Genomic DNA, 17,638 nt, shown 5'->3' on the forward strand with positions numbered 1-17,638 from the left:
ACGAAAGGCCCACCGCGAATGCATGCATCCGGCATGGATCACGCCTGTCTTCAACGTTCCATCGACCCACCCGCAACAAGCCTTGTTAGACTAGCCCTCGCGCTGCACGAACTGGCATCCAGCGTCTCGTTGCGCATCGGCCGCCACGACGGGCCGGCGCATTCCCCCGCAAGCAAGCTAAGGAAGAGCCATGACGAATCGAACGTTGACGACCGCGGCCGGTGCACCGGTCGGCGATAACCAGAACTCCGAAACCGTCGGCCCGCGCGGCCCGATCACGCTGCAAGACTTCTGGCTGATCGAAAAACTCGCCCACTTCGACCGCGAAGTCATTCCCGAACGCCGCGTGCATGCCAAAGGCTCAGGCGCATTCGGCACGCTCACCATTACGCACGACATCACCCGCTACAGCAAAGCCAAAGTCTTCGAAGTCGGCAAGGTCACGCCCGCGTTCATGCGCTTCTCGACCGTCGCGGGCGAACGCGGCGCGGCCGATGCGGAACGAGACGTGCGCGGCTTCTCGATCAAGTTCTATACCGAGGAAGGCAACTGGGACATCGTCGGCAATAACACGCCCGTGTTTTTCATTCGCGACCCGCTCAAGTTCCCCGATTTCATTCACACGCAAAAGCGCAATCCGCAAACCAATCTGCGCGACGCGAACGCGGTATGGGACTTCTGGTCGCGCAATCCGGAATCGCTGCATCAGATCACGATCCTGATGAGCGATCGCGGCATTCCGAAGAATTATCGGCAGATGCACGGCTTCGGCTCGCATACGTTCTCGCTGATCAACGCGCATAACGAACGCTTCTACGTGAAGTTCCACTTCAAGTCGAAACAGGGCATCGAAAACTATACGAATGCCGAAGCCAATGAAGTGATCGGCCGCGATCGCGAAAGCGCGCAGCGCGATCTGTTCGAGCAGATCGAAAAGAAGAACTTCCCACAATGGCGCTTCTGCATTCAGGTCATGACGGAAGCCGAAGCGCACTCGCGCCGGGAAAATCCGTTCGACATCACCAAGGTGTGGTCGCACAAGGAATTTCCGCTGATCGATGTCGGCGTGCTCGAACTCAACAGGAACCCGGAAAACTATTTCGCGGACGTCGAGCAATCGGCATTCACGCCGGCCAATATCGTGCCGGGCATTGGCTTCTCACCGGATCGTCTGTTGCAGGGCCGTCTCTTCTCTTATGGCGACACGCATCGCTACCGGCTCGGCATCAACCACCATCAGATTCCGGTGAATGCGCCGCGCACGGCGAGCGTGAACACCTATCATCGCGAGGGCGGCATGCGCACGGACGGCAATCTCGGCAGTACGCCGAACTATGAGCCAAACCGGTTCGGGGCGTTTCCGCAGGATGCGTCGGTGAACGAGCCGCCGCTCGCCGTGGAGGGCACGATCCAGCGCTACAACCATCGCGAGGACGACGACTACTACAGCCATGCGCGGGCGCTGTACACACTGTTCGACACGGCTCATCGCGAGCGCTTCTTCCGGAATATCGCGGAAGCGATGGCGGGCGTGCCGAAAGAAATCGTCGACCGGCAACTGGCGCTATTCGAAAAGGTCGACCCGAGTTATGCGGAAGGGGTGAAGAAGGAACTCGGCAAAAAGCCGCCGGTTTCGGAAACGGCGCTGCCTTAAGTGCTTGCCACATCGGGGCTTGTCACATCGCGCCCGCGAAACCAGCGGTTTAGCGGGGGCGGCCCAATACCGGCGTTTATCCACGATCTTAAGTTTGGCTTAATTCTTACCTGTAACTATGGCGCATAACCTCCCCTGTTGAGCCGCCAGAACATCGGCGGCGCTTTTTTCCAGGGGTGTCGCCGAGGCGCCGAAAGATGGACAGCATGCCTGCGAAGGAGGAGTCAAACAATGGTTGAAGACACGGTATTCGAGCATTTGCGCGCGATGCCCGGCAACGAATGGGTGCGCCAGATCCACTCGTGCAAGGTCTCGGACCCTCTACAGCCCCCTTGGGGACGCTCGTACCGACTCGTCGAATGGACCATGAAACACACCCCCGAATCGAGCCGCCGCGTGGTGCCTGCGGAAAGCACACCACTTGAAATCGCGCAGGCGGTCGTGTCGCACATTCCGGGGCGCCGCTTCTGCCAGCGCAGCGACGACTAATCCCTCAGAGGGCCACCTGCCGTCAGCTTTTCGCGCGCCTCGCCACTTCCTCCTGATATAGCGCGATTTCTTCCGCGGCGGCTTTTGCGACACTCGGGCGCTGCATCAACCTCTTGTAGTAAGCAGCAACTGCGGGCCATTGCGAAAAATCGATGCCGCCATACGATGCCCAGTTCAGCACGGTGACGAGATAGGCATCGCCCACGCTAAACCCGTCAAGCAAATACTCGTTTTGCGCCAGATGATCTTGCAGAACGCCAAGCCGCAACGCGGCCTTGTCGCGCGCGTAGTGCTTAACGTCCTCGGGCGCACGTGCATCGAGCAGCGGCACGAACACCGCGTTGTGCAACTCCGTGCTGATAAAACCCAGCCATTGCTGCAGTTGCGCACGCTGCGCCGTGCCTGCGGCAGGCGCAAGCCGTGCGGCCGGATAACGGGCCACATAAGGCAGGATCGCCCGAGCCTCTATGGCGCATTCGGCGACAAACATGCGTTGTATCTAAGCACGCTTGAGCGTTATATCGAGGCCGGCGGCTAGCGATGGCGCAGGCCACGGGCGAGTTGGCCGCCGATGCGCAACCCCCACTCCTCGCCAAGCTCGCGTCGGCGATTTTGCACAGCCTTGCGTTGCGCGCCCGCGCGGGCGACACCAGCGCGAGGCCCTGCACGGGCGACACACAGATTGTGCTTCGGCGCATCGGCGATCCGTTACCATTGCGGGCACACGGGGCCGCGCGTGCGGTCCGCATTTTTCATCTACTGAAGTCTTTCGCCTTGCCCACCTATACCTTGCCTGCGGCGCTGACTGCTGAACTTGAGATTCGCAAGAGCCGCTTTATTGCGCATGCGGTACCGGTCGCCGACCGCGACGCCGCGATGGCCGAGTTGCGTCGTTTGCGCGACGAGCATCCTGCCGCGACGCATGTGTGCTGGGCGCTGCTGGCCGGCGGCCAGTCGGGTATGTCCGACGACGGCGAGCCGTCCGGAACGGCAGGCCGGCCGATTCTCGAAGTGCTGCGGCATCATGACCTGGACGGCGTGCTGGCGGCCGTCGTGCGCTATTACGGTGGGGTGAAGCTGGGCGCCGGCGGGTTGGTGCGAGCGTATACCGATGCGATTGCTTCGGCGCTGCTGGACGCGCCGCGGGTGGAGAGGATTGCTCAGGTTTCGCTGATCGTCGAGGTCGGTTACGCCGATGAGGCGAAAGTGCGAAGATGGATCGAGGCTGAAGGGTACGCGCTCGTGGAGAGTGCTTATGGGATGCTGGTGAAGATGACGGTCCGGCTACCCGTCAATGCGGTCGATGATGCACGCCTCGCATTGGTGGACATGACCCAAGGGAAAGCCGGGTTTTTTTGATGGTTTGCCCTCCTCGCTCGCTGTTACCATGCTGCTGTGTACCGGAATGACTCAACTTGAAAGGCAATGCCTCTGACCTCGACCGCTTCTTCCAGTACAGCGCCTGAGTCGCCGCAACAGAGCCAGTCTCCGCGGCAATCGCTCAGCCCCGCATGCCCGGCCCTGAGATCCGCTGTGCTCAAGGGTTGCGGCGCTGTCGCACTGCCCTTGATGCTGTCCGCCTGCTCGTGGTCGTGGTTCGGCCTGAATAGCCCATCGCGCGTGACCGTGCATTCAACCGGCTGGCTCAGCGTCGCCCCCGCCCGCGATTTCGCCTATATGCCGGCTCGCAGCGGGCTCGTTTCGCCGAACCGGATCGAAAACACCGCGATGACCGGCATCGTGCTAAAAAACGATATCAACGAAGCAGTGCGCAACGGCATCGTGAGCAGCCTTCAAGTCGCCGGCTTTCATCTCACCGAAGGCAAGAAGGTTCTGAGCGGCAGCATCGAGAAGTTCACGGTGGACGACGCGCGGTCGCCGGCGTTCTGGACGCTGAAAATGCGCTACGTCGTTACCGACGCCGCGACCCAGAAGGTTGTGTTCGCAACCACCAAGACGGTCCGGCAGAAGTCGCCAAAATTCACCAGTAATACCATCGCCATCGAAGACACGGTCAAGCTGAGCGTCGATGCATTGATCAGCGACCCCGGTTTCGTCAAATCGGTGAATTGAACGGACGAACTGAATCGGCACGTCTCGCCGTTTCGCTACAATCGGGAAATGCGGGAAACACGGAATCAGGGCGTGATGGGCACCTCCCGCCTCGCGAACCCGATTCGTTGCAACCCGTCCCCTTCTCCGTGCGAGCCGTCATGTCCCTTACCGCCTGGCTGTTCTTCCTGCCCGCCTGCTTCGCGATCAACCTCGCGCCCGGCCCGAACAACCTTCTCTCGATCAACGTCGCCGCCCGCCACGGTTTCGTGAGGGCGTTCGTCGGAGGCACCGGCCGGCTCGTCGCGTTCGCATTGATGCTGGTGTTGGCCGCGACCGGCCTCGCCGTCGTGCTGCACGCATCCGAGTGGTTCTTTCTTGCGATCAAGCTGGCCGGCGCCGCGTATCTGATCTGGCTTGCGATCCAATTGTGGCGCAGCGACGCCCCAGCGATCGATAATAGCCAACAGGACGACGCCTCTCTCTGGCGGATCGCGCGGCAAGAGTGCCTCGTGGCGGCGGGCAATCCGAAGGCCATTCTGGTTTTCACCGCATTTTTGCCGCAGTTCGTCGACATCGCCAAACCGATGCTGCCGCAGTTCGCGGTACTCGGCGCGAGCTTTCTGGTGCTTGAGTGGGTGGCAATCGCGCTCTACTCCTGGGCCGGCATGCACCTTGGCAAGTGGCTGGTTCGCGCAAAGGTCAGACGCTGGTTCAACCGCTGCTGCGGAGCGTTTCTGGCGTTGATCGGCGTGAGCTTTTTGCTGGTTCGGCGGACATAAACGCCGTTGCCGAAAGCAAAAATACTAAGCTTACCGAACGATATCGCCGGCCGCATGGCGGCTGTGCGGCACACTCTCCTGCCATTGAACCACGCACGATAACCACCCCCTTAGCGCATCCATAAACAATAGCGAATACACGGCCGCAGAAACTTTAACTATCGGCAATCGTCCTGCGCTCTTATGCTCGAAGAATGACCCGCCGCCGCGGCATAGCAATACGCGGCAACGGGCAAGCGACTTCTCATTGTCACAGGGGCGGCATCATGAAGATCTGCATCTTCGGAGCGGGAGCGATTGGCGGTTTGATGGGCGTGCAACTGGCGCGCGCCGGCGCCGATGTGAGTTTCGTCGCGCGCGGCGCGCATCTCGCGGCAATGCGCGAACACGGCGCGCGCCTGATCATGGACGGCGAGACGTTCAGCGCACCGGTGCACTGCACGTCCGACCCGCGTGAGCTTGGCGTGCAGGACTTCGTGATCGTCACGCTGAAGGCACACTCGCTGCCCGGCGTGGTCGATGCGATGCAACCGCTCCTCGGCAAACACACGGCGATCGTCACCGGCGTCAACGGCATTCCCTATTGGTACTTTTATCGGCACGGCGGCAAATTCGCCGGCACGCGGCTCGCCAGCATCGATCCGGACGGCGGCCAATGGACGAAGCTCGGCCCCGAACGCGCGATCGGCTGCGTGCTGTATCCCGCTGCCGAGATCGTCGAACCGGGCGTCATCAAGCACGTGTACGGCAAAAAATTCCCGATCGGCGAGCCAGGCGGCGAACGCACGCCGCGCATTCAGCAGTTGCACGAGATCATGCAGGCGGCAGGTTTCGATGCGCCGATTCGCGACAATATCCGCGACGAAATCTGGCTCAAGCTGTGGGGCAACCTGTGCTTCAATCCCATCAGCGCATTGACCCACGCCACGCTCGATGTCCTCACCAGCGACCCCGGCACGCGTGCGGTATCTCGCACCATGATGCTGGAAGCCAAGCGCATTGCGGAGCAATTCGGCGTGCATTTTCGCGTCGACGTGGAAAAACGCATCGACGGTGCGGGCGCGGTCGGCGCACATAAAACCTCGACGCTGGTCGACCTGGAAAACCGCCGTCCGATGGAAATCGATCCGCTGTTGACGGTGGTGCAGGAAATGGGCCGCCTCGTGGCCGAGCCCACGCCGACCATCGACGTCGTGCTCGCCCTGGTCAAACTGCGCGAGCGCATGGCATTGCTGGGCGATTGATTTCCCAACCGCAGAAAAGGATCGAACGCGTTTTGCGCTCGATCCTTTTTCGACACCGCTATTGATCGATCGCCAGCCACACCGCCTTCGGCTCGGTGAAGTTTTCAATCGCTACGTCGCCGTGCTCGCGGCCAAAGCCGGAATCGCCGGAACCACCCCAAGGCAAGCGCACATCGGTATAGCCATAGGTATTGATCCACACGGTTCCCGCTCTCAGGTCACGCGCAACCCGATGCACACGGCCGATATCCGCGCTCCATACACCGGCCGCGAGGCTATACAACGTGCCATTGGCGATACGGATCGCATCGGCTTCGTCGTTGAAACGAATCACGCTCGCCACCGGTCCGAAAATCTCCTCCTGCGAAATGCGCATTTCATGCTCGACGTCGGCGAACACCGTCGGCTCGACGAAAAAGCCACGCTCGCCCACCCGCGCACCGCCAGTCACGAGCGATGCTCCTTCGGATCGCCCTGCCTCGACATAGCCGAGCACGGTCTTCATTTGCGCCGCGGAGATGAGCGGCCCCATCGACGTTTCGCGCGCCGCCGGATCGCCGACCTTGATCGACTTCGCGCGCGCCGCGAGACGTTCGACAACTTCGTCGTAAACGTCGCGATGCGCAAGAATGCGCGAGCCCGCCGAACAAACCTGGCCCGTGTTGAAGAAAATTCCCGACGCGGCGGCCCGCACTGCGTTGTCGAGATTCGCATCCGGGAAAATAAGGTTCGCGGACTTGCCGCCGAGCTCCAGCGTCACGCGCTTGAAGTTGCCGGCCGCGCCCTGCAGAATGCCGCGCCCCACGGAAGGCGAGCCCGTGAAAGTCACCTTATCGACGCCGGGATGGGCCACCAGCGCATCGCCGACCACGCGTCCCTTGCCGGTGACGATATTCAGTACTCCCGGCGGTACGCCCGCTTCGAGCGCGAGTTCGCCGATGCGCAACGCGGTCAGCGGCGTAATCTCCGCAGGCTTGACGATCAGCGTGCAACCGCACGCCAGCGCAGGTGCGATCTTCCACATGCCGATCATCAGCGGGAAATTCCACGGCACGATCGCTGCAACCACACCGACCGGTTCGCGCAGCGTGTACGTCAAGGCATCGGGACGCACCGGCACCACCTGGCCGTTGATCTTGTCGCACCAGCCTGCGTAGTATTCGAGCGTATCGATCGCTGCCGGAATATCCTGGCGCATCACCGCGGAGATCGGCTTGCCGGCGTCGAGGCTTTCGAGCGCGGCGAGCTCTTCCAGATTCTCGCGCATCAGGCCGGCGAGGCGGGCCAGGATGCGCCCGCGCTCGGCTGCCCGTATCGCGTTCCACACTTTCAACGCGGCGCGTGCCGCATGCACCGCGGTATCCACATCGGCGGCACTGCCTTGTGCAACGAGCGCGATCGGCTCTTCGGTGGCCGGGTTGATGTCGACAGTATATTCGCCGGTACCTGGCGGCAAGCGCTTGCCATCGATCAGCAGATCATGGCGCCTGAGGTCGGTTTCAGTTTCCATCATGAAGCTCCTTGCGTGGGATGTTGCATGGACTGACCGGCAGAGAAGCGGACGGCGCCGCGCCGGCAGCATTCGAAGCCTCACCGGCGGGTGCGGCGAACGGCGCCCAAGCCGCTGCGGCGTTGGGTCTGAGGGAGCCCCGTGTGCGCGTCGTAAGCAGCACGCTCTTCGCGCAACGTCAATTCGATCTCATCCAGCAGGCGGCCAATCCGTCGTTCAAGGCTCGCACCTGCATTAGTCAGTTCTACCTGGCGGGTGGTGCGGTCGAACAGTTTCAATCCGACCGCATCTTCGAGTTCTCGCACACAGCGGCTCAGCGCCGATTGCGTCAGATCGAACTCGCGCGCCGCACGCGTAAAGCTCCGCTCACGTGCGACAGCGACAAACACCTTGAGTTGCTGCAACGAAACGTTCATGACGTCGCCGCCGGAAGTGGACCCCTCACCCTATTCCCCTGTCTGCTCAGGCCAGTGGCTCAGGCGCGAGCCCTTGCTGCCGGCGACGGCGAGCACGCCCTGGGGCTCATTGTGCGATTCGATCCAGCGCGAGCGCATCGGCGCGAGAATGAACTTCGCCGAGATGCCCGCGGCGATCGTAACGACGGCGGAGACGATGAAGACGAGACTCCAGCCGCCGGTAGCCGACAGCACCGAAGCAATCGGCACCAGCAGCGACGCCGTGCCCTTCGCCGTGTAAAGCGTGCCCGCGTTGGCCGCCGCATATTTGCTGCCGAACGTATCGGCGCAAATCGCGGGAAAGATCGAGAAGATCTCGCCCCAGAACAGGAAGATCAGCGCAGCGAACGTCATGAACGCATAGGGGTTGGTGCCGTACTGCATCAGGCCAAGCAACGAGAGGCCCTCGCCGATGAAGATCACAAACATCGTGTTTTCGCGGCCGAGCTTGTCCGAGATGAATCCGCACAGTGGACGAGTAAAGCCGTTGCAGACGTTGTCGATAGAAAGCGTGGCGGTGAGCAACGGCAAGGTCATGCCGAAGATCGTCATCGGAATGCGCGCGAGTCCCCAGTCTTTCGCGATCGGGCCGATCTGCGCGGTCGCCATCAGGCCGCCCGCCGCCACCGCGACGAATGACGCGTAAATCACCCAGAACACCGGCGTCTTGATCATCTGGCCCGGCGTGTAGTCGACCTGGGTGACCGCGAACTTTTTCTTCTTCGTCGCGACTTGGACGCGCAAGTTCGGTTTCTTCAAGAGCAGCGCGAGCGCCAGTATGCATACGCCCTGCAGGATGCCGAAGAAAAAGAAGGTGTGCTCGTAACCCGTACGCGTGATCATGTTGGCAATCGGAATAACCGTCACGGCTGCGCCGGCGCCAAAGCCCGCGGCAGTCAGACCGGCCGCGAGACCACGGCGATCAGGAAACCATTTCAGCGCATTGCCCACGCACGTGCCGTACACGCCGCCCGCACCGATCCCGGCAATGACCGCTGACACATACAGCATCGGCAAGGTAGTCGCATAAGAATTGATGACCCAGGCGAGGCCGGCGCACACCGCACCGCCGGCGACCACCGGGCGCGGCCCGAACTTGTCGACCAGCCAGCCCTCCACTGGCACGAGCCATGTTTCAGTGAGGATGAAGATCGCGAAGGCGAGTTGAATGGAGGCTTGACCCCAGTGATGTCGCGCATTCATCGGCGTGACGAACAACGTCCATGCATATTGCAGATTGGCCACCAATGCCATGCACATCATGCCGATGACGAGCTGCCACCAACGGTTCGCCCAGAATACGCGCGCCGTGGTTTGCTGAGTGATATCGTCCATGAGCCTTGTCTCCGCGATTTGTTGGTGCAGCCGCCCGCACGCCGCACCGTATGTGTCTCACCTTATGGTTATGACCCGAATAGCCGTGCCATTCGGGAATATTTAATATTTGCGTCTTAAGCCGCATTCTTTAAAAGCGCACTGCTTGAATCTTTGCCTTTCAGGTCCCTGCTTTATTCCGATCAATAAGCATCCGGACCGCCTCAACTTTTGCCTGCCTGCCCCGCCGACCCTTGAATTCAAGCGTTAACCCGAGTGCTGCGCCGGCAATTCCGCCTTATACAGACCCATGCTAGGGTCATTGCTGAATTACTAATAATTAAAGTTTGTTATTATGTTGATTCACGTTTGCTTATACATCGGCCATCACGATGCGCAATGCGACTCTGCGGCAACTGAAGGTCTTTGAAACCGTGGCGCGCCATCTGAGCTTCTCGCGTGCCGCGGAAGAATTGCATTTGACGCAACCGGCCGTTTCCACGCAGGTCCGGCAACTCGAAGAACACGCGGGACTGCCACTGTTCGAGCAGCTCGGCAAAAAAATCTATCTGACGCCGGCCGGCACGGAGATGCTCCACTACAGCCGCGCGATCATTCAGCAGTTCCATGAAGTCGACGAAGCAATGAGTCAGCTCAAGGGCGTCTCCGGCGGCAAGCTGAATGTCGCGGTGATCAGCGCCGGCGACTACTTCTTTCCGCGCCTGCTGGCCGAATTCACCCGGCGCTACTCCGGAGTCGTGCTCAATCTCGCAGTGCATAATCGCGAGGAGCTGTTGCATCAGCTCGCAACCAATCAGACCGATCTCGCGGTGATGGTGCGGCCGCCGCACGAAACCGACGCGACCAACGAGCCGTTCGCGCCGCACCCTTATGTGATCGTGGCGGCGCCCACGCATCCGCTCGCGCACAAGCGCAACATCAAGATGAACCAGCTGGCGAGCGAGGCCTTCATCGTGCGCGAGCGCGGCTCGGACACATGGAATTCGATGGAAGAAGGCTTTGCCGGCCGTCTCGCCAATCTGAAGATCGCCATGGAGATCAAGAGCACCGAGACGATCAAGCAGGCCGTAATCGCCGGCATGGGCATTGCGTTCCTGTCCGCGCATACGATCAGTCTCGAGTTGCAGCTCGGCCATCTGGTCGTGCTCGATGTCGAGAGTTTTCCGGTCATGCTCAACTGGTACGTCGTGCATCGAAAGAACAAGCGTCTGCCGCCGGTTGCGGTCGCCTTCAAACGCTTCCTGATGGAAGAAGGCGCGAGCCTGATCGAGAAGATCACACGCGTGAAGGAATTGAGCGTCTATAAGCGGTAGGTTATGGAAATCCAATAAAACTTTAACTATTGCAAATTGATCAGTATCCCTATGCTGCAAGTGAGTTCCAACACTTGTCAGCCCAGGAGGCCGATCATGAACCATGCTTCGGTTGTGTCTCATACCGGCACGCGCACTGCCCGCGTTGCCACGGACAGCCCCGACGATGCGCATCTGAGCGCCTACAACGCCGCTTTCAGCGACCTTGGCCTGCGGTTCCGCTGGGACCGTGCGACGCTCGATGTGCTCAAGGAATTCAACAGCGAAACAGCACGCATCACTGCCTACATCGAGCGGTTTCACGCGCATCTTCACCGGGCGTACGACGCCGAGTTTCTTGCGCAAATGATCCTCAGCAAAAAGACCCAGTACTACAGCGAATTCGCGACAGCCGGTGACTAAGGGCTTCGGCGGGACGACGATTCCGCCATTCGCCATGCCTGCCATCGGGGGCGTCCGTGTATTCATCTTTAAGGGCGCATGGCGCGATGCGCAAAGCGGTGACGGGCGCTCACGCGTTTCCGCCGCTTCATTCCATCACTGTTATTCGGGCTGCGATGGTACCGATACGCTGCCGTGCGCGCCATGTCCGGCGCGATCTCACGCAGCGCCCAGGTCTGGTCTTCGCCACCATGCCATTCGACGCGTGCCAGCAGCCCTTGCCGCGCAACCGTTGAGCCGTGGCAACGTCCGGCGAACGCGTGAGCGTGCGCATCGTGATCTCTCGAGTAGTCGCGGCTGACCATCAAATGCGCGCCTAACGCAGCAGCAAGCGCGCTCATCGCAAGCAGCGCGGCAAATCCGAACGGCTGCGCCTGTTCAGTGACGAAGCCATAACCGAGCCAGCCACACAGCAGCAGCGCGAGCAGATTGACGATGCCATGGCCGGGACGCGCCGCCGCGTTCAACGCCAGCGCGCCGCGCAGTTTGCAGAATGCGATCGTGGACGTGGCGAAAATCAACGCACCGATGAACACCGTGGCATACAGCTCGATGCGCTCGACATGCGCCTGCGCCGTCGACGAGAGATAGCGCGCAAAGCCGCCCGACATGGCCGTGAGCCCTATACCACTGCCGAGCAGCGCGACGAGCTGCGGCCGTCGAGTCATACCGCCACCTCACACGCGGCAGCCAACGTGTTGCTTAACGTACCGATCCCGTCGATCGTGATCGTGACCGTCGAGCCATCCTTGATCGAGCCAACGCCCACTGACGTGCCGCACGCGATCACATCACCCGGTTCGAGCGTCAAGTCTTGTGAAATCAGGCTCACCTGCTCGGCAGGCGAAAAAACCATATCGTCGAGCGGATAGTTCTGCCGCTCCACACCGTCGAGCATCGTCACGAGATGCGCCGTACGCCAGTCGAAACCGGAGACGATTGAAGGTCCGATGCAGCAGAACGTATCGAACCCCTTGGCGCGGACCCATTGCGCAAAGTGTGGATTCTCGTTCAGCAGATCGGCTGCGGTCACATCGTTGACGAGCGTATAACCGAAGATCGATTCCGCCGCCTCTTCGACACTCGCATCGCGGCAGCGCCGTCCGATCACGATACCGAGTTCGCCTTCGTAGACGATCTTGCCCGCGTAACTGAGCGGCCGCCGGATCGGTTCACCCGAACCGATCACCGAGCCCGCCGGCTTCATCAGAAATAGCGGATGCGCCGGCACAGGTTTGTCGAGCTTCGCTGCCAGCGCGTGATAGTTGTTCCACAGCGCAACGATCTTGCCGGGCGCGCAGGGCGCAAGCGGCGTGAGCGCGCGTGTCGACAGCACAGCGCCGGTCGGCCGCGGTTGATCGAGACTTTCGTATTCGTGCAAATAGCCGCCTTCGACCCGGCCGAACACGAAGCCACCGTCGCTCGACATGAAACGCATCCACGTATCCATACGTCGCTCCTTGAGTGCACTGGCGCGATGTTCTTCGCTCTTCTATTCGAGCGTTGCGAAGAATTGCGCTGTTCCCACTTGCTGCATCTGAACCGTCCGGTGCCGCGCCCGCCAAGGCGGCCGGCGGCGTGAACCACGTACGGTTCAACGCGCTCAGATCGCGCCGGCGGTGCGCAATGCGCTGATCTGCTCGGGCGAGTAACCGAGTTCGGCCATCACCTCGTCAGTGTGTTCGCCAAGCAGAGGCGAGCGTTTGACGTGGGTCGGGCTATCCGACAATTTAATAGGATTACCAACCGTCAAATACTTGCCGCGAGTCGGATGATCCACTTCGACAATCGTGCCCGTTTTGCGCAGCGACGGCTCCTCGGCGATTTCCTTCATCGACAGAATCGGCCCGCAAGGAATGTCGTATTTGTTGAGCATCTGCATGGCCTCGAACTTTGTCTTGGTCATGGTCCAGCGCTCGATCTCGGCAAATATCTCCTTCAGGCGCGGCAGGCGAGCGGCAGGTGTCGCATAGTCCGGATCGGTGGCCCACTCCTCCTTGCCGATCACGTTGCAGATCTTCGCCCACACGGGTGCCTGCGTGATGAAGTAGATATACGCGTTCGGATCGGTCTCCCATCCCTTGCATTTCAGAATCCAGCCTGGCTGGCCTCCGCCCGATGCATTGCCGGCGCGCGGCACCGCCTCACCGAACTTCCCGTTCGGATATTGCGGGTATTCTTTCATCGTGCCGTTGCGGTCGAGCCGCTGCTGGTCGCGCAGCTTCACGCGGCACAGGTTGAGCACGCCGTCCTGCATCGCCGCGAGCACCTTCTGACCGCGGCCGGTTTGGGTACGCTGATAGAGCGCCGTGACAATACCCAGCGCCAGATGCAACCCCGTGCCGCTGTCACCGATCTGCGCACCGGTCACCACCGGCGGGCCGTCGTCGAAGCCGGTGGTCGAGGCCGCGCCGCCCGCGCATTGCGCGACGTTCTCGTAGACCTTGCAGTCCTCGTAAGGCCCGGGGCCGAAACCCTTCACTGAAGCGACGATCATCCGCGGATTCAACTCCTGAATCCGCGCCCACGTGAACCCCATCCGGTCGAGCGCGCCCGGTGCGAAATTCTCTACCAGTACGTCGCATTTCCGGATCAGCGCTTCGAGAACCTGTTTGCCTTCCGGGTTCTTCGTATCGATCGTGACCGAACGCTTGTTGTGATTGAGCATGGTGAAGTACAAGCTGTCCACGTCCGGAATATCGCGCAGTTGCTCCCGCGTGATATCGCCCGCACCGGCCCGCTCCACCTTGATCACGTCCGCGCCGAACCACGCAAGCAACTGCGTGCAGGTCGGACCCGATTGCACATGCGTGAAGTCGAGAATGCGCACACCGTCGAGTGCTTTGGTCATTTCATGTCTCCTGTGTCGACCAGAGTTAGCGCTTCAGCGCTTACTCTGGTCCCATGCAAATCGCTGTCGACCAGAGTTAGCGCTTCAGCGCTTACTCTGGTCCCATGCAAACCGCTGTCGACCAGAGTTAGCGCTTCAGCGCTTACTCTGGTCCCATGCAAATCGTTGCTGATATCCGCGCGTTCACTTGTACATAGTCTGGTTCTTCGTGCCCGGCGCGTACTCGCGCGGGTCGACCCAGATATTCACGACCGCCGAGCGGCCAGTGCGATGGATCGCCTCGTGAGCACGCTGCAATGCGGCGGCAATCTGCGCCGGGTCGCGTACTTCTTCGCCATGGCCGCCGAGCATCTCGGCGAACTTGCTGAACGGCACGTCGCTCAGCAGATTGCCTACGTTGCCGCGCTCTTCACCGTACTTCGCGAGCTGGCCGTAGCGGATCTGGTTCATCGCCGAGTTGTTGCCGATCACCGCAAGATACGGCGCGCCGAAACGGTTGGCGGTTTCCATGTCGAACGCGGTCATGCCGAACGAGCCGTCGCCGTAGTAACACAGCACTTCTTTCTGCGGATGCGCAAGCTTGGCGGCAAGCGCGAAGCCGGTGCCGACGCCGAGCGAGCCAAGCGCCCCTGGGTCCATCCATTGACCTGGACGGCGCGGACGCACCGCTTGCGCGGAAATCGTCACGACGTCGCCGCCATCGCCGATGTAGACGGTGTCGTCAGAGAGGAATTCGTTGAGTTCGTAAGCGACGCGGTACGGATGGATCGGCGTGCTGTCCGACTTGAAAAGCGGCATCAGCTTTTCGGTCGCGGTAACTTCGGCTTCCTGCAACTGCGCCATCCATTTGCGACGCGCCTGACGCTTGTCGTCTTTCAGGCGGCCACTTGCCGCCTGCAGCACAGCCGCCAGAATTGCGCCCGGATCGCCGACCAGACCGAGATCGATATCGCGGTTCTTGCCGACCGTGCGGTAGTCCATGTCGATCTGCACCAGCGTCAACTCTTTGCTGATGCGCTTGCCGTAACCCATGCGGAAATCAAACGGCGTGCCGACGACAACCAGCACATCCGCATTCGCGAAGGCCTGCGAGCGCGTGCGGTCGAAGTGATGCGGATCGCCCGGCGGCAATAGTCCACGGCTCGCACCGTTGAAATAGCCGGGAATGTCGAGCCCGCGCAGCAACGCAATCGCCTCTTCATGACCGCGCGCGGTCCACACCTGCTGCCCGTACAGAATCGCCGGACGCTCCGAATTCACGAGAATGTCGGCGAGTTTCTCGATGTCGCGCGGATCGCCGATCGATTTCGTCGACGCCCGATAGCGACCCGCCTGCGGCACCACCGCACGCGTCAGTTCCACCTCGCGGTCGAGCACGTCGCGCGGAATTTCGAGGTACGCCGGGCCGGGCGCGCCGTTGAAGCACTCCCGCGCCGCCATCGAGATCATGTCCGCAATCCGCTCGGTACTCGGCACGCTGGCGGCGAACTTGGTGATCGGCGCCATGATGTCGACGTGCGGCAGGTCTTGCAGCGAGCCCATCTTGTGCTGGCTCAGCGCGCCTTGTCCGCCGATATGCAGGATCGGGCTTTCCGAGCGGAACGCCGTGGCGATGCCCGTCACCGCATTCATGCAACCCGGGCCCGCCGTCGTCACCACGCAACCAAGCTTGCCGGTCTGCCGCGCATAACCGTCTGCCGCGTGCGCCGCGACCTGCTCATGGCGCACGTCGATGATGCGAATCCCTTCGTCGACGCAACCGTCGTAGATATCGATGATGTGGCCGCCGCACAGCGTGAAAATCGTATCGACCCCCTCGTTTTTCAGCGCCTTCGCTACCAGATGGCCTCCCGACACGACGCCGGCGTTGCGGGTCTTCTGCTTGAGCGTGTCTTCAGCCGTCGTACTGGCCGCGGCGGGATTCAGGGATGAAACAACTGCAGACATGGTCGTCTCCTGTGTCGACCGGGTTAGCGTGTCGGCTGGAGTTGGCGCTTTAACGCTTACCCCAGCCCCTGGCACTTACTCCGGTTCCATGTAAGGTGGTCAATCGGTTGTTCAACGGTCATCGACGGACGCGCCCGCTTCAATAACACCCGCTCTCGTGGATGTCGGCCGGCCCTGAAACATACCGTATGTGATATATCACATTCAATCAAGGTCGATTTCGAGATACGCTCGCGCCAGATTTCTGTTCTGAATGCTTGTCTGCCGTGCCTTACAGCGAAAAGGCGCCCCTCAAACGTGCTGAATTGAGGGAAAACACCGAGAGTCATCCGCTTCCAGCACGTTTGATATATCACATACCATATTTCACGGATCGTCAAGCAGGGCTTATCCCGCACTGCAAGGTGGCACGCACCGAATGGGGAGCGAGAGAACATGTGCGACGGAAAACAAAAAAGGCCTGCGGTGATGACATCACCGCAGGCCTTTTCATGCGCGACGCCAATCAGGCGCCTTGACAGCCGTCAATCCAGAAAGTCGCAATTCGCTTCGACGAACGCCGCCAGATCGAGCGAATGCTGGCGGGTAAGCCGTTCGGCCAGTTCAGTATCGCGCTGCTCCAACGCCTCGATGATGCGCAGATGATCGAGGATCGAGCGCGACGCGCGGTCGCTCTGCGAAATGGTCATGCGGCGAATCGCCCGCACATGGATAAAAATGTTCTTGATCGTGTCGAGAATGATCTGCGACTTCGACAACTCGACGATCGCCTGATGAAACGCGATGTTGGCGTCCGAATATTCGGCAATGTGCTCGGCAGGCGTGGCATCACGGAAATTGTCGAACATGTGGCGCAGGCGAGCGATTTCCTCGTCCGTGGCATGCAGCGTGGCAAGACGTGCCGCCATGCTTTCGAGCGCGGCCCACATCTGGATCATTTCGACGATCTCGCGCTTGCTCTTGCGCACGATATAGATGCCCCGCCGCGGCACCATGCGCAAAAACCCTTCCTGTTCGAGCAACGTCATCGCCTCGCGCACCGGCGTGCGGCTCACGCCCAGCGATTCGCTCAGCACGCGTTCGTCGAGGCGAATTTCTTCGCGAGTCTGGTATATATCCGCGTCGGCAATAGCCTGGCGGAGCATGGCATACGCCTGGTCGCGCAAGCTCACGCTCGCGCCGATCGGCTGCAACGACAACGTCAAGGGTGTGGCCACCGCTTCAGTTTGAAGTTCTGACGACATTCATCGCCTCTTGTTGAACATGCGCTCGATACGGCGCCGCCGCAGCAACCCCGCCGTCCTGTTCGCCCAAGCCGACGAACCGCCCATGTTGCGCTGCAAACTGCGCAACCGGCTGTGGAATCCAGCGGGTCAACAGGACCGTGGCGGCAGACCCTAAACCCAGGACAGCACCGGCAAGCAGCGAGAGAGGAACAAATTCCATTTGCAACTCCGAATGATTGAGTAAACAGATGACCCAATCATATGCTGCAACGCCGCAAAAATCAATATTTCGTATGTAGTATATCAACCGGTGTTGTTTTTAGGATTGCCCTCTCACGG

At 60.9% G+C, this 17,638-nt stretch carries 17 protein-coding genes and 1 pseudogene; 8 read left to right on the forward strand and 10 right to left on the reverse strand.

The window, feature by feature from the left end; all coding sequences use genetic code 11:
- Window positions 1-190: 190 nt before the first annotated feature.
- Window positions 191-1,654 (forward strand): catalase, encoded by a 1,464-nt coding sequence (locus ACAX43_RS16370; protein WP_370709455.1) that lies wholly within the window; start codon window positions 191-193, stop codon window positions 1,652-1,654.
- Between the two features lie 231 nt (window positions 1,655-1,885).
- A complete protein-coding gene (locus tag ACAX43_RS16375) occupies window positions 1,886-2,143 on the forward strand; it encodes a DUF2866 domain-containing protein (RefSeq protein WP_370709456.1) in 258 nt (85 codons plus the stop codon).
- Between the two features lie 22 nt (window positions 2,144-2,165).
- Here the strand turns inward: ACAX43_RS16375 and ACAX43_RS16380 are convergent, their stop codons facing one another.
- A complete protein-coding gene (locus ACAX43_RS16380) occupies window positions 2,166-2,633 on the reverse strand; it encodes a glutathione S-transferase family protein (protein ID WP_370709457.1) in 468 nt (155 codons plus the stop codon).
- A gap of 284 nt (window positions 2,634-2,917) precedes the next feature.
- Between ACAX43_RS16380 and ACAX43_RS16385 the strand changes: the two genes are divergently transcribed.
- The 4 genes from ACAX43_RS16385 (at window position 2,918) to ACAX43_RS16400 (ending at window position 6,221) form a co-directional block, all read left to right on the forward strand.
- Complete coding sequence (locus tag ACAX43_RS16385; protein WP_370709704.1) at window positions 2,918-3,502, forward strand: YigZ family protein; 585 nt, start codon at window positions 2,918-2,920, stop codon at window positions 3,500-3,502.
- A gap of 174 nt (window positions 3,503-3,676) precedes the next feature.
- Window positions 3,677-4,216 (forward strand): hypothetical protein, encoded by a 540-nt coding sequence (locus ACAX43_RS16390; RefSeq protein ID WP_370709458.1) that lies wholly within the window; start codon window positions 3,677-3,679, stop codon window positions 4,214-4,216.
- Window positions 4,217-4,356: 140 nt separating this feature from the next.
- Window positions 4,357-4,977, forward strand: a complete 621-nt coding sequence (locus ACAX43_RS16395; protein WP_370709459.1) for a LysE family translocator — start codon at window positions 4,357-4,359, stop codon at window positions 4,975-4,977.
- A gap of 266 nt (window positions 4,978-5,243) precedes the next feature.
- Window positions 5,244-6,221, forward strand: a complete 978-nt coding sequence (locus tag ACAX43_RS16400) for a 2-dehydropantoate 2-reductase (protein ID WP_370709460.1) — start codon at window positions 5,244-5,246, stop codon at window positions 6,219-6,221.
- Window positions 6,222-6,279: 58 nt separating this feature from the next.
- On the opposite strand, the gene ACAX43_RS16405 is transcribed toward ACAX43_RS16400, so the two are convergent.
- The 3 genes and pseudogenes from ACAX43_RS16405 to oxlT form a co-directional block, all read right to left on the reverse strand.
- Entirely contained in the window at window positions 6,280-7,731 is a 1,452-nt protein-coding gene (locus tag ACAX43_RS16405; protein WP_370709705.1) for an aldehyde dehydrogenase family protein, read from the reverse strand.
- A 134-nt stretch (window positions 7,732-7,865) separates the two neighbouring features.
- Window positions 7,866-8,147: pseudogene (locus ACAX43_RS16410) on the reverse strand (LysR family transcriptional regulator); the annotation flags it as partial.
- Window positions 8,148-8,177: 30 nt separating this feature from the next.
- Window positions 8,178-9,521, reverse strand: coding sequence for an oxalate/formate MFS antiporter (gene oxlT, locus ACAX43_RS16415; RefSeq protein ID WP_370709461.1), 1,344 nt, complete (start codon window positions 9,519-9,521; stop codon window positions 8,178-8,180).
- A 365-nt stretch (window positions 9,522-9,886) separates the two neighbouring features.
- On the opposite strand from oxlT, the gene ACAX43_RS16420 reads away from it, so the two are divergent.
- Window positions 9,887-10,834, forward strand: coding sequence for a LysR family transcriptional regulator (locus tag ACAX43_RS16420; protein WP_370709706.1), 948 nt, complete (start codon window positions 9,887-9,889; stop codon window positions 10,832-10,834).
- 96 nt (window positions 10,835-10,930) lie between these two features.
- Window positions 10,931-11,236 (forward strand): hypothetical protein, encoded by a 306-nt coding sequence (locus tag ACAX43_RS16425; protein WP_370709462.1) that lies wholly within the window; start codon window positions 10,931-10,933, stop codon window positions 11,234-11,236.
- Between the two features lie 68 nt (window positions 11,237-11,304).
- Here the strand turns inward: ACAX43_RS16425 and ACAX43_RS16430 are convergent, their stop codons facing one another.
- The 6 genes from ACAX43_RS16430 to ACAX43_RS16455 form a co-directional block, all read right to left on the reverse strand.
- The gene (locus ACAX43_RS16430) at window positions 11,305-11,943 is read right to left on the reverse strand and encodes an NAD(P)(+) transhydrogenase (Re/Si-specific) subunit beta (protein WP_370709463.1); all 639 of its coding nucleotides are present in this window, start codon (window positions 11,941-11,943) and stop codon (window positions 11,305-11,307) included.
- On the reverse strand, window positions 11,940-12,725 hold the full coding sequence (locus ACAX43_RS16435; RefSeq protein ID WP_370709464.1) for a fumarylacetoacetate hydrolase family protein: 786 nt from the start codon (window positions 12,723-12,725) through the stop codon (window positions 11,940-11,942). The genes ACAX43_RS16430 and ACAX43_RS16435 overlap by 4 nt, the downstream gene beginning before the upstream one ends.
- A gap of 153 nt (window positions 12,726-12,878) precedes the next feature.
- Window positions 12,879-14,126 carry a formyl-CoA transferase gene (frc, locus tag ACAX43_RS16440; RefSeq protein ID WP_370709465.1) on the reverse strand — a complete coding sequence of 416 codons (1,248 nt, stop codon included), beginning with the start codon at window positions 14,124-14,126 and terminating at the stop codon, window positions 12,879-12,881.
- Between the two features lie 183 nt (window positions 14,127-14,309).
- Window positions 14,310-16,073 (reverse strand): thiamine pyrophosphate-binding protein, encoded by a 1,764-nt coding sequence (locus ACAX43_RS16445; protein ID WP_370709466.1) that lies wholly within the window; start codon window positions 16,071-16,073, stop codon window positions 14,310-14,312.
- Between the two features lie 524 nt (window positions 16,074-16,597).
- On the reverse strand, window positions 16,598-17,317 hold the full coding sequence (locus ACAX43_RS16450) for a GntR family transcriptional regulator (RefSeq protein ID WP_370709467.1): 720 nt from the start codon (window positions 17,315-17,317) through the stop codon (window positions 16,598-16,600).
- A complete protein-coding gene (locus ACAX43_RS16455; protein WP_370709468.1) occupies window positions 17,295-17,519 on the reverse strand; it encodes a hypothetical protein in 225 nt (74 codons plus the stop codon). Before ACAX43_RS16455 ends, ACAX43_RS16450 begins: the two co-directional genes overlap by 23 nt.
- Window positions 17,520-17,638 lie beyond the last annotated feature (119 nt).

The sequence above is a fragment of the Paraburkholderia sp. IW21 genome (assembly GCF_041321145.1).
Lineage (GTDB): Bacteria > Pseudomonadota > Gammaproteobacteria > Burkholderiales > Burkholderiaceae > Paraburkholderia.